The 12,675-nt window shown below is 34.8% G+C and carries 13 protein-coding genes; 8 read left to right on the top strand and 5 right to left on the bottom strand.

Annotated features, from left to right (window positions below):
- Nucleotides 1–413: 413 nt before the first annotated feature.
- From LPC23_RS07015 to LPC23_RS07005, 3 genes are all read left to right on the top strand, one after another.
- Nucleotides 414–758, top strand: coding sequence for a helix-turn-helix domain-containing protein (locus LPC23_RS07015; RefSeq protein ID WP_229329106.1), 345 nt, complete (start codon nt 414–416; stop codon nt 756–758).
- On the top strand, nt 758–2,050 hold the full coding sequence (locus tag LPC23_RS07010) for a type II toxin-antitoxin system HipA family toxin (protein WP_229316476.1): 1,293 nt from the start codon (nt 758–760) through the stop codon (nt 2,048–2,050). The genes LPC23_RS07015 and LPC23_RS07010 overlap by 1 nt, the downstream gene beginning before the upstream one ends.
- Before the next feature lie 425 nt (nt 2,051–2,475).
- The gene (locus LPC23_RS07005) at nt 2,476–2,961 is read left to right on the top strand and encodes a DUF2147 domain-containing protein (RefSeq protein ID WP_229323980.1); all 486 of its coding nucleotides are present in this window, start codon (nt 2,476–2,478) and stop codon (nt 2,959–2,961) included.
- Here LPC23_RS07005 and LPC23_RS07000 read toward each other — a convergent pair.
- Nucleotides 2,958–3,974: a DUF6268 family outer membrane beta-barrel protein gene (locus tag LPC23_RS07000; RefSeq protein WP_229329104.1), complete on the bottom strand. Its 1,017-nt coding sequence runs from the start codon at nt 3,972–3,974 to the stop codon at nt 2,958–2,960. The two genes, LPC23_RS07005 and LPC23_RS07000, sit on opposite strands and share 4 nt — an antisense overlap.
- Nucleotides 3,975–4,171: 197 nt before the next feature.
- On the opposite strand from LPC23_RS07000, the gene LPC23_RS06995 reads away from it, so the two are divergent.
- On the top strand, nt 4,172–4,621 hold the full coding sequence (locus tag LPC23_RS06995) for a LexA family protein (RefSeq protein ID WP_229329102.1): 450 nt from the start codon (nt 4,172–4,174) through the stop codon (nt 4,619–4,621).
- Nucleotides 4,621–5,880 carry a Y-family DNA polymerase gene (locus LPC23_RS06990; protein WP_229329100.1) on the top strand — a complete coding sequence of 420 codons (1,260 nt, stop codon included), beginning with the start codon at nt 4,621–4,623 and terminating at the stop codon, nt 5,878–5,880. Before LPC23_RS06995 ends, LPC23_RS06990 begins: the two co-directional genes overlap by 1 nt.
- Before the next feature lie 19 nt (nt 5,881–5,899).
- Here the strand turns inward: LPC23_RS06990 and LPC23_RS06985 are convergent, their stop codons facing one another.
- Nucleotides 5,900–6,238 carry a 7(1) septoil knot domain-containing protein gene (locus tag LPC23_RS06985; RefSeq protein WP_229323972.1) on the bottom strand — a complete coding sequence of 113 codons (339 nt, stop codon included), beginning with the start codon at nt 6,236–6,238 and terminating at the stop codon, nt 5,900–5,902.
- A gap of 127 nt (nt 6,239–6,365) precedes the next feature.
- Between LPC23_RS06985 and gcvT the strand changes: the two genes are divergently transcribed.
- Entirely contained in the window at nt 6,366–7,448 is a 1,083-nt protein-coding gene (gene gcvT / locus LPC23_RS06980; RefSeq protein ID WP_229329098.1) for a glycine cleavage system aminomethyltransferase GcvT, read from the top strand.
- Nucleotides 7,449–7,505: 57 nt separating this feature from the next.
- Nucleotides 7,506–8,216 carry a YebC/PmpR family DNA-binding transcriptional regulator gene (locus LPC23_RS06975; protein WP_229323968.1) on the top strand — a complete coding sequence of 237 codons (711 nt, stop codon included), beginning with the start codon at nt 7,506–7,508 and terminating at the stop codon, nt 8,214–8,216.
- A 135-nt stretch (nt 8,217–8,351) separates the two neighbouring features.
- On the opposite strand, the gene capA is transcribed toward LPC23_RS06975, so the two are convergent.
- Both capA and LPC23_RS06965 read right to left on the bottom strand, forming a co-directional pair.
- Nucleotides 8,352–9,392 carry a cysteate synthase gene (gene capA / locus LPC23_RS06970; RefSeq protein ID WP_229323966.1) on the bottom strand — a complete coding sequence of 347 codons (1,041 nt, stop codon included), beginning with the start codon at nt 9,390–9,392 and terminating at the stop codon, nt 8,352–8,354.
- Nucleotides 9,393–9,464: 72 nt separating this feature from the next.
- On the bottom strand, nt 9,465–11,600 hold the full coding sequence (locus LPC23_RS06965) for a S9 family peptidase (RefSeq protein ID WP_229329097.1): 2,136 nt from the start codon (nt 11,598–11,600) through the stop codon (nt 9,465–9,467).
- Nucleotides 11,601–11,671: 71 nt separating this feature from the next.
- On the opposite strand from LPC23_RS06965, the gene LPC23_RS06960 reads away from it, so the two are divergent.
- The gene (locus tag LPC23_RS06960; protein ID WP_229323962.1) at nt 11,672–11,992 is read left to right on the top strand and encodes a YbaB/EbfC family nucleoid-associated protein; all 321 of its coding nucleotides are present in this window, start codon (nt 11,672–11,674) and stop codon (nt 11,990–11,992) included.
- Between the two features lies 1 nt (nt 11,993).
- On the opposite strand, the gene LPC23_RS06955 is transcribed toward LPC23_RS06960, so the two are convergent.
- On the bottom strand, nt 11,994–12,674 hold the full coding sequence (locus LPC23_RS06955; RefSeq protein WP_229329096.1) for a VOC family protein: 681 nt from the start codon (nt 12,672–12,674) through the stop codon (nt 11,994–11,996).
- Nucleotide 12,675: the final 1 nt, after the last annotated feature.

Here is a 12,675-nt window from a genome sequence, read left to right as displayed (position 1 = left end):
ATAAAATATATCATTTACAGTAATTTATATGCTTTTGCATATAAAATCTACTTATAAAATGATAATTAACCTACTTTAAATCTTCAAAAACAATTAACTTAGTGTTTATACAGAGTTACTCGAGCATTTTTGCCAGAAATTTTGAATCTAAATCAGTACATTTTTTACTGACGATTTACACTTATTAAAATTCCAGATGAAAATAATAATGAAAACGAAGATTTAGATTTTTTAGTTTTATAACGGCTAAAATAATTCTTTAATACTAGCAAAAACCAACACTAAATACAATTTACTACACTAACGATGGTATTTACCAACCAAATATATTTGTTACAATTATGTTTTAACTATTAATTTTTAATATATTTGTTTGTAAATACCAACACTAAGTACAATTTAAAGCAATAAAAATGGTAAATACCAACATAAACTGGACAGCAATGAGCGATACAGCTATCGTAAGTAAAATTGGAGAGTTCATTAAAAACGAGCGATTAAAAATCAATAAAACGCAAGCGCAATTGGCGGATGAAGCAGGTATAAACCGATGGACACTTAGCCAAATTGAAAATGGTGAAGCTATAACGATGATTTCGCTAATTCAAATCATGAGGGCTTTAGAAATTTTACAGCTATTAGATGTCTTTTCCGTAAAACAAGAAATTAGCCCTATAAAACTAGCAAAGCAGGAGCAACAAAAAAGACAACGCGCTAGAAAAAATGATAATGATAACGCTAAACAATCTGATTGGTAATGATAACAACAGCATTTTTAAAAATATGGGGAGAAAGAGTCGGTGCCGTAGCATGGAACAAGGAAACAGGTGTGGCTAGTTTTGAATACGAACCGAAATTTATTGCAACTAAATCGGATTTGGCTCCATTAAAAATGCCAATTGCAAATAGCAATAAACGTATTTTTTCATTCCCGGAACTACGGGATGTAAAAACATTCAAAGGATTACCCGGTTTATTAGCCGATGTATTACCCGATGATTATGGAAACCAATTAATAAACAATTGGTTAGCACAAAATGGTCGGCCAGAAAACAGCATGAATCCAGTTGAACTACTATGTTTTATTGGAACACGAGGTATGGGCGCATTAGAGTTCGAACCTTCTCAATTCAAAAGCACCAAAAAAGCATTTGATATTGAAGTGGATAGTTTGGTCAATATTACTCAAAAAATGCTTACCAAAAGAGAAGGGTTTCAAACCAACCTAAACGAAGACGAGCAACAAGCCATGTTAGACATTCTTAAAATAGGAACCTCAGCAGGTGGAGCGCGTCCCAAAGCAATTATTGCCTATAATGAAAAAACAGGTCAAGTAAAATCCGGACAAACTAATGCTCCTAGAGATTTTGAACATTGGTTAATTAAATTAGATACAGTGAGTGATATCCAATTTGGTGAAAGTACTGGCTATGGTAGAATTGAAATGGCGTATTACCTAATGGCAAAAGCTTGTGAAATAGAAATGATGGAATGTCGATTAATGGAAGAAAATGGTAGAGCCCATTTCATGACCAAACGTTTTGATCGTGAAGGGGCTGAACAAAAACACCACATCCAAACATTATGTGCCATGCAGCATTATGATTTCAACCAAATTACAAGTTTTAGCTACGAACAAGTATTCCAAACCATGCGATTACTTAAACTACCTTATAAACAAGCCGAACAGTTGTTTAGAAGAATGGCTTTTAATGTAATAGCCAGAAATTGTGATGACCACACCAAAAACTTTGCATTTCGATTAAAAAAAGAGGGAAATTGGGAATTAGCCCCAGCTTATGATATTTGTTTTGCTTATCGCCCTGATAGTAATTGGGTTAGCCAACACAATCTAAGCATCAATGGAAAAAGAACCAATATTACTAAAGAAGATTTATTGACAGTAGCAAAATCAATGAATATAAAAAAAGCAAATACAATCATTCAGCAAATTAGTGAAACGGTTACTAAATGGTATGAATTTGCTGAAATAGCCAAAGTAGAAAAGAATTTTAAAGAAACAATTGGCAACTCACATTTAATTTTATAAAAATATTTACGAATAAAGTAATACAAACAATAACTAAAAGCGAAAAAAAATAAAACACTCTGAGACTAAATAATTATGTTAAAGTTGAACCAAAACTTCATCATTTAAATTATTTTTTGTTCATTTACGTCAGTACTATTGATACATGTAAAAAATCAGTTACCCTATGAGTTACCCCGTGTGATTTCGAAAATGGTAAGCCTTGATTTCACTGATACTATTTAAAGGGTTCGAATACCTCTTTCTCCTAAAAAAGCACCTCATTGAGGTGCTTTTTTTATTTAAATCTAACGTCCCAAACAATTATTTAATTCTTAGATCAAAAACTACAATCCATTTAAATAAAAATAAATTTTACACTTTAAAATAAATTTTATTTATATTTGAATTTAGAATTTTAACCCATCAACTTAATTTTTTATTCTATGAAATCTACGTTTATCGCTTTTAAAAAATCGGCCTTTACTTTACTTACGACTTTAACCGTTCTTTTTGGAACCACAGCAATGGGGTTGCCTGTTGAAGAGCCTAATGCTATCGTAGGAATCTGGAAAACAGGAGATGGAAATGCAGTGGTGCGCATTTATAAAAACGGAGATAAATTCCAAGGAAAAATTGTATGGCTTAAAGAACCTAATGATCCCGAAACAGGAAAAGCTAAATTAGACAAAAACAACCCAACTCAATCATCACAAAACAGACCCATACTAGGTCTAATCAATATTTGGGGATTTAGCCAAACATCGAAAAACCTTTGGGAAGAGGGAAATATTTATGACCCAAAAAGTGGGAATACCTATTCTTGTACCATAAAAATGATCAATGCCAACTCTCTAGAAGTAAGAGGTTATATTGGGGTGTCATTAATTGGTCGCACCGATGTTTGGACCCGTCAAGTCGCTAAAAATTAAGGCGAAACAAAATTCAAACTTAAATTGAAATAAAACGGATTGCCAAGTGGGCTAGTAAAATACTGCTGGTTCACTTCTTTGGCATCGTGTTGAGTTACCACGTCAAAACGCCAGTTGTAGCGCAATCCTGCTTGTGCACTTAACCAAACAAATCCGCTCAATTTTTTATCCCACATAACTCTTGGTTTGAATTCGCCTCGCTGGATAAAAACTTTTCCAGTTGGACTATCCGGTAAATTCATGAAAAATTGATTTCCCTCTAATTCAAAACCTACTTGAAGAATATTGGAGGTAGAGAAATTGTATTTCAGATGGCCACGAGCTGGCAATAAAAGTTCCATACCCCAGCGGTCATTAAATGCTTTGTTCCAAAAAAGCACAGGGATGTGTAACAGTTGCCCTGCACGGTAGGTACGCGAGATACCTGCTCCAATCATATTTTTATCTGAGGTTTTCCATCCATAAATCAAAGCACCACTAAAGGTAAATGCGTCACTAGTTAGATCGCTTAAACGCTGATAAAAACCATTCATATCACCGCTAGCTTGGAAAATCATAAAATTCTTTTCGTTCAAGGGCTTGAAAATAGTGGTAGTAATTCCCGTTGTAGTCATCGCTCTTGCATCAAGTCGTTGAGCAAATGAATTCCTGCCTGGATTATCAATTGAAAATTGACTTGACCAGTAGTTGGCTCCTAATTGCCAAATGATCTTGGTATTTGAAATTACAGGAATATTGGCCTGCGCTTTTATAGCTGACACTTGATTAACGCGTATATCTTGATTCATTAAAGACATTCCATCTCTAACTCCAGGCATCATAAAACTACCTTGTTGTTCGAATCCCAAACTCAAGATTCGTTGGGGAACTTGATTGAGTACTTTTTGATTACAATATCTTTTTACCCCTTCAGCATCACCAAAATTGCTATAATCTAAAACCTCTGTGCTATCTACTTGAGCAATTGCATTTGTAGAAAAAAATACCAAACAAACTAATACTATTTTGTACATAAACTTATTTTTACGGATTATTTTACCTACAAATATAAGTTACCAAATGCTTGAATTACAATATTTTTTTGAAAAAATTAAGTACAATTTGAATGCTATACCAATACCTATTCGACCAATCCTAGAAAAAATTAGTTGATAACTTTAATCGGTGAATTACTTTTTAATTAGCTCCTTCTGAGTTAATTTTGGGAAGAATGAAACTGAAAAAATTACATACCACAACAACCTTAGAATTCTACACTCCTGTTTATGCAACAGCGATGGAACTACCTTATGTTGATGCGGGTATTAGAGCGGGATTCCCCTCGCCTGCTGATGATTTTATCGAGTTATCTATTGACCTAAACACCCATTTAATCAAGCACAAAGACACCACTTTCTTTGCAACAGTAAGAGGGCATTCGATGAAAAATGCGGGTATTTATGACGGTGATTTACTCATTATTGATAAAAGTTTAGAACCGCAAAATGATAAAATTGCGATCTGTCAAATTGATGGTGAGTTTACAGTAAAACGAATCAAGATTGAAAAAAATATCGTTTGGCTCATCGCCGAAAATGAGGACTTCGAACCAATTAAAGTGACTCCTGAAAATGAATTAATTATTTGGGGTATTGTAACCGCATCCATAAAAAAATTCTAATGTTTGCACTAGTTGATTGTAATAATTTTTATGCCTCTTGTCAAAGAGTATTCGAACCGCATTTAATAGGAAAACCTGTTGTTATCCTATCTAACAATGACGGTTGCGTTATTGCACGATCCAACGAAGCAAAAGCATTAGGTGTGCCAATGGGAGCGCCAGCATTTCAATTTAAAAGTATCTTTAAAGAGCATAATGTCCATGTTTTTTCATCCAACTATGCCTTGTATGGAGACATGAGCAATAGAGTCATGAACTTACTCGCTACTTTTACTCCCGAAATAGAAGTGTATAGTATTGACGAAGCTTTTTTAAAATTCCAAGGATTTGAGCAATTTAATCTGGAAGAATACGGTCTTACTATTCAGCGTACAGTTACTAAAGGTACCGGAATTCCAATCAGTGTGGGATTTGCTCCAACTAAAGCTTTGGCCAAAGTAGCCAATAAAATAGCAAAAAAATTTCCTGATCGAACTAAAAGTGTCTATGTAATCGATACCGAAGAGAAACGAATAAAAGCATTAAAGTGGACTAAAATTGACGATGTTTGGGGTATTGGACACCAACATGCAAAACGATTGAAAGCGCTTCAAATAAAGAATGCCTATCAATTCACCAAACTGCACGATGACTGGGTTAGAAAAGAAATGTCAGTGGTAGGATTACGACTAAAGCACGAACTAGAAGGGAAACCCCGATTGGATTTAGAAACTCCAACCAGTAAAAAAGCCATTGCAACTACTCGGTCATTCGAAAAACCATATCAAACTATTGAAGAAGTAGCCGAAAGAGTAGCAACATTTACAGCCCATTGCGCAGAAAAACTCAGAAAGCAAAAAAGTCAATGCAATATGGTAATGGTATTTGTTAAAACCAATCGGTTCAGTCAGGATGCCCCTCAATATTCTAGAAGTATTGTAATAAAAACAGACTACCCTACTGATTCGACTATTGACTTAAATAAGTATGCACAAATAGGATTAAAAGCGATTTTTAAAGAAGGATACCAATACAAAAAAGCGGGTGTAATCGTGATGGGCTTAACGCCAAATAACGAAACGCAACTGTCCTTATTCAACTTTTCAAATCCAAAACACCAACCTGTAATGCGTGTCGTTGATAAACTAAACGCAGCCATGGGGAAAACTACCGTTCGATTTGCCTCACAATCTATTGGTAGACAATGGAAGATGAAACAAGAAAGATTATCGCCTTGCTATACCACTCGAATTAAGGAAATTGTGACAATTAAAGTGTAATACAAGTAGGCTATCCAAATCAATACAACAAATGACGCTTAGAAGAGTTGCGCCAGCCGGCTTGATTTTGATACGAAACAAAAAATATCTTTAAATCGGCTTGATTTTCATAATCTACAAAATAAACCTTCTTTTTAGCTTGATTCTGATAGTCTGTAAAAAACCATTTGCCATCATTATCTCCCGCTTGATTGGGATAATTGACTTTAAATACTTTTAAATCAGCTTGATTTTCATATTTGACTACAAATACTTTAACATCAGCCTGATTAGGATAGTTGACCGAAAAAACTTTTTGAGCAGTCGCCGATAGACCAAAAGTCAAGCTAAGAATAACAGCATAACAAAACGATTTCATAATCCAATACTTTATAATTGAAATTTAAAAGTACTGAAAAATAGCTTTCAAAATCCGTTTCGCATATTTTTTGCCACTCCATAAAAAAGCGATAAATTAGCGCCATCAAAAAAATTACTTCAATCAAATGAAAAATACAGCTTTAACCCACATTCACGAAAGTTTAGGAGCTAAAATGCTTCCGTTTGCAGGATACAATATGCCCATTCTTTACGAAGGGGTCAATGCTGAACACGAAATTGTTCGAACAGGCGTGGGCGTTTTTGACGTTTCGCATATGGGAGAATTTCTACTATCAGGTCCGAATGCCTTAGCTTTAATACAAAAAGTAACCTCAAATGACGCGGCTACCTTAACTATTGGAAGAGCACAATATTCTTGTTTGCCTAATGCAGAAGGTGGAATTGTAGACGATTTATTGGTTTACAAAATGAAAGAAGACGAATACCTATTAGTGGTAAATGCTTCTAATATTGAGAAAGACTGGAACTGGATTAGCAGTCATAATGATTTGGGTGTAGTAATGCAAAATCTTTCTGATGACTACTCTTTATTAGCTATTCAAGGGCCAAAAGCGGTGGATGCGATGCAAAGTTTGTCTTCATTGGATTTAGCACAAATAGCATACTATCATTTTGAAGTAGGTGATTTTGCTGGAATCAATGACGTAATCATCTCAGCAACGGGTTATACAGGATCAGGAGGATTTGAAATTTATTGTAAAAATGCCGATGTAGAGCACATTTGGAATGCCGTTTTTGAAGCTGGAAAAGCATTCAAAATCCAACCTATCGGATTAGCTGCTCGTGATACTTTACGTTTAGAAATGGGATTCTGTTTGTACGGAAACGATATTAACGATACTACTTCGCCATTAGAAGCAGGATTGGGTTGGATTACCAAATTCAATAAAGAATTCACTAATTCAGCTGCGCTTAAAAAGCAAAAAGAAAATGGTGTAACCAAAAAATTGGTTGGGTTTGAAATGCAAGAGCGTGCCGTGCCAAGACACGATTACGAAATTGTAGATGCTGCTGGAAACGCCATCGGAATTGTAACTTCTGGAACCATGTCGCCTTCCATGAATAAAGGCATTGGCTTAGGCTATGTGAATGCAGAATTTAGTGGTACTGGTAGCGATATCTACATCCGAATTCGCAAAAATGATGTTCCTGCCAAAGTGGTTCAATTACCTTTTTATAAAAAATAACAGCAATTGTAAAACTGCAAAATAATAGTATTTTTGCATCGTTAAAAAATATCAGAAATGGGAAGAGCGTTTGAATTTAGAAAAGGAAGAAAAATGAAACGTTGGTCAGCAATGGCCAAAGCCTTTACTAGAATTGGTAAAGATATTGTAATGGCAGTAAAAGAGGGAGGTCCAAATCCGGATGCCAACTCTCGATTAAGAGCTGTAATACAAAATGCAAAGGCAGCTAATATGCCTAAAGATAATGTGGAGCGTGCCATTAAAAAAGCAACCGACAAAGATACGGCGAACTACAAAGAAGTATTGTTTGAAGGTTATGCGCCTCACGGAATTGCACTTTTGATTGAAACGGCTACCGATAATAATAATAGAACTGTAGCTAACATTCGTTCTTATTTCAACAAATGTAATGGTACTATGGGAACACAAGGATCAGTTGAATTTATGTTTGACCATACTTGTAATTTCCGTGTTCCAAAAGAAGGCTTAGATCCTGAAGAATTGGAATTAGAATTCATTGATTTTGGTGCTGAAGAAGTTTTTGAAGATGAAGACGGTATTTTAATCTACGCGCCTTTTGGAAGTTTTGGTACTATTCAAAAAGAATTAGAAAACAGAGGTTTAGAAATTTTATCTTCTGGATTTGAAAGAATTCCTCAAATTACTAAAAAACTTACTGAAGAACAGGTTGCAGACGTAGAAAAGCTAATTGAGAAAATTGAAGAAGATGATGATGTGATGAACGTCTATCATACTATGGAAGAATAATTTCCCTTTTATTGGTTAAGCCCCAATTAATTCAGATACAAACTCTCGATTCGTCGGGAGTTTTTTCGTTTATAAGGGTAGAAATAAAAAAACTCCAGATTGCTCTGGAGTTTTATTTAGTATTTGCAAAGCAAACTATTTTATGAATTCTATTTTTTGAGCTTCTTCTTCGTTAATACTATCAAAAAATCCTTGTTCGTTCATCCAATCATCGCTAAAGACTTTACTCATGTATCGGGAACCATGATCTGGAAATATCGCAATTACATTACTATCTGGAGTGAACTCCCCTTCCTCAGCATATTGCTTAATTGCCTGAAGTACGGCACCTGAAGTATAGCCTACGAACAAACCTTCTGTTTTAGCTAAATCACGTGTAGCGTGGGCACTTTCTTCATCCGTTACCTTCATGAATTTATCAATAATATCAAAATCAGTAACCGATGGGATTAAGTTTTTACCCAAACCTTCGATTCGGTACGGATAAATTTCCTCTTTATCAAATTCTCTAGTCTCGTGGTATTTTTTTAATACCGAACCAAAAGCATCTACACCTAAAATTTTAATATTTGGATTTTGCTCTTTCAAATACTTAGCAGTACCCGATAAAGTTCCTCCAGTTCCACTACAAGCTACAAGGTGCGTGATTTTTCCGTTGGTTTGTTTCCAAATCTCAGGCCCTGTACTCAGATAGTGAGCATCAAAATTCAATTGATTAAAATATTGATTGATATAAATAGATCCTTTAGTTTCTTCATGCAAACGTTTCGCTACACTGTAATACGAACGTTCGTCATCAGCTGATACGTGTGCAGGGCAAACATATACTTTGGCACCCATAGCACGAAGCATATCGATTTTATCTTTGGATGATTTTGAACTTACCGCTAGAATACAATTGTATCCTTTAATGATACTGACCATCGCCAAACTAAAACCGGTATTACCAGAAGTAGTCTCCACAATGGTATCCCCTGGAGAAAGAATCCCCTGCTTCTCAGCTTGTTCAATAATATAAAGTGCTATTCTGTCTTTGGAGGAGTGACCTGGGTTAAATGCCTCTACCTTAGCATAGAAATTACCTTCTATTCCTTCGGTTACTTTTTTTAGCTTGATAAGTGGTGTATTACCTATCAAATCTAAAACCGAATTATGAGCATTTATTTCTTCTTTCATAAAAAAAAATAGTTTATTCAGGTCTTATTAAAGCAACCCTAATAAGTGACAAATTTAAGAATAAATTTCTAATTATTTTTTAATTTCTTCTAAATCCAATAAAAATGCAAACTCTTTGGCCAACTCTTTAAGGGCTTCAAATCGACCTGACGCCCCGCCATGACCTGCATCCATATTAGTATGAAGGTATAAATTAGTATTTCCTTTTTTATGAGTACGCAATTTAGCAACCCATTTAGCTGGTTCCCAATACTGTACCTGAGAATCGTGTAAACCTGTAGATACAAATAGATTTGGATAAACTTGTTCTTTCACATTATCATAAGGAGAATAGGATAACATATAGTCGTAATATTTTTTATTATTTGGATTGCCCCATTCGTCATATTCTCCTGTTGTCAACGGAATACTATCATCTAACATAGTTGTAATCACATCTACAAATGGAACCTGCGCAATGACACCATGGTATAACTCGGGTGCCATATTAACCACTGCTCCCATTAACAATCCGCCTGCCGAACCCCCTTCAGCATATAAATGTGCTGGTGACGTATATTTTTCTTGTATTAAAAATTGAGAACAATCGATGAAATCTGTAAATGTATTTTTCTTTTTCAATAATTTTCCGTCTTCATACCATTGTCTTCCTAAATCTTCACCACCACGAATGTGCGCAATAGCATAAATAAAACCACGATCTAATAATGATAAACGGGTAGTTGAAAAGTAGGGCTCCATAGTTACACCATAAGACCCATAAGCGTATTGTAATAAAGGATTCGTTCCGTCTTTTTTCAAATCCTTGCGATACACTAATGAAATAGGTACTTTAACTCCGTCTTTGGCGGTAGCCCAAACGCGCTCTTCTACGTAATTATTTTTGTCAAATTGACCCCCTAAAACGGCTTGCTCTTTTTTGATTTCTTTCTCTTTGGTCTTCATATTGAAATCAATCACCGAAGATGGTGTTGCCAATGATTGGTAACTGTAACGCAAAATATCAGTATCAAAATCAACATTAGTTGTGGTGTAGGCATTGTACGTTTCGCTTCCAAAAGGCAGGTAATACTCCCCTTCTCCACTCCAAGGCATAATGCGAATGTGGTTCAAACCATTGGAACGTTCTTCGACTACCAAATAGTTGCTGAAGATTTCAATGTCTTCAATTAAAACGTCTTCTCGATGCGCAAGGACTTCTTTCCAATGTTTCTTTTCAGTCGCATTTTCAGGAGTTTTCATCAATTTAAAATTGGTCGCTTTGTCTTTATTGGTTAAAATATAAAACGAATCGCCAAAATGAGAAATACTGTATTCTAGTCCGCGAACTCTTGGCTGAAACACTTTGAATTCCGCGTCTGGTGTATCCGAATTCAAAATACGATATTCTGTTGTCAAGGTACTTTCAGCACCAATGACAATGTATTTTTTGGATTTTTCTTTGCCAACCGAAACATTGAAGGTATCGTCTTTTTCTTCATAAACCAATACATCTTTATCGGCTGTAGTTCCCAATTTGTGTTTGAAAATCTGATTGGCACGCAAGGTTACTTTGTCTTGTCGTGTGTAAAAAAGGGTGTGGTTATCATTGGCCCAAACCGAACCTCCTGTTGCATTTTCAATAACATCTGATAGTATTTCATTGGTCTCCAAATTCTTAATTTGAATGGTATAAATACGTCTGCCAACAGTATCAACTCCAAAGGAAGCAAATCGATTGTCTGGACTTACACTCAATCCGCCCAATTGAAAAAAAGTATGTCCTTTAGCCAATTCGTTGCAATCAAATAAAATTTCTTCTTTGGCATCCAGACTTCCTTTTTTACGAGAGTAAATTGGATAATCTTGTCCTTTTTCATATCGTGTGATATAAAAATAGCCATTGTATAAATACGGAACTGATTGATCGTCTTCTTTGATACGCCCTTTCATTTCTTCAAAAAGCGCCTTTTGAAAATCTTTGGTATGCGCCGTCATGGCATCATAATAGGCATTTTCTTGATTCAAATAATCAATCACTTCAGGATTCTCCCTATCATTTAACCAAAAATAATTATCAGTTCGAACCTGATTGTGTTTCTTTAATTGCTTTGGAAGTATTTTAGCTACAGGAGCTGCAATAGTATGTGACATAGACTGTGCTTTAATCGTTGTAAATGAAGACGCAAAAATAACACAAACAAAGTGGAACACTAGTGTATTTTTCATGATTATTTAATTTAAAATAAACATCTAATGTACTAATTTTACACCAAATACTAATCAACAAATAAAGCAATATGGATTTAATGGGAATGATGGGTAAATTAAGAGAAACCCAACAAAAAATAGAAGACACTAAAAAACGTTTGGATTCGGTACTAATTGATGAGCAAAGTAGCGACGGAACACTTAAAGTTACTTTAACTGCCAATAGAACTATCAAATCAATTGCAATTGATGATGCCTTATTAGAAGACAAAGAGCAACTGGAAGATTATTTGATCTTGGTACTCAATAAAGCCATCGAAAAAGCGACTAAAGTAAATGAAGCGGAATTAGATGCGGTAGCCAAAATGGACATGCCCATGATTCCAGGAATGGATAATTTGTTTAAATAATTTAAACTATTCGTTTGGCAGGATATCCTGAGACAAAATCAACCACATTCTGTTTCAGGAAATCTTGTAAATGATTGGATTGCAAATGCAATTGAAAATCAGATTCCGAATAAAATCCCTCCCAAACAATAATTTGTTTCGCATCAGTTGTATTCGAATGTAGTTCAAATAAAAAATTCCCTACTTCTAACTTAGTTTCTGCTTGTAATTTTTTCAATGCTTCGATTGCAGTATCAAAATCAACCTCGGGTTTAATAGCTAAGATTGCAGTAGAAAAATAATGCGAATTGTTTTTTGCAATAGGTTCAATCAAATCCCATAAATTTCCATACAAGTCCTCAAAAACTAACACCTTTCCGTAATTTTCTTGCTTGGATTCGCGAACAATATTGACTTTTTTGTCTATTAAATTTTGACGTTCTCTTTCTAAATTATCCGTATTTAAAAATAAGAAAACACGTCCTCCCGTTTGATTTCCTATAGATTTTAATTGTTCTTCATTGGCCGCTTTCGCTAATAACAATCGGCATTGCGAATTCTTTGGAGCAACAACCACCCAACGTTTAGTTTCACTTAAGACGGTATCTTCAATTAAATCAAAATGTAATTTCTGCGTATAAAAAGCAATTGCTTCGTCGTAGTCTTTAACTACTAAAGTAGTTTGGTTGATGTGATTCTCCATT

Origin of the sequence: Flavobacterium ammonificans, from assembly GCF_020885975.1 — a bacterium.
In the GTDB taxonomy this organism is placed as follows: Bacteria; Bacteroidota; Bacteroidia; order Flavobacteriales; family Flavobacteriaceae; genus Flavobacterium; species Flavobacterium ammonificans.
This window is presented reverse-complemented; position numbering and strand designations above follow the sequence as displayed.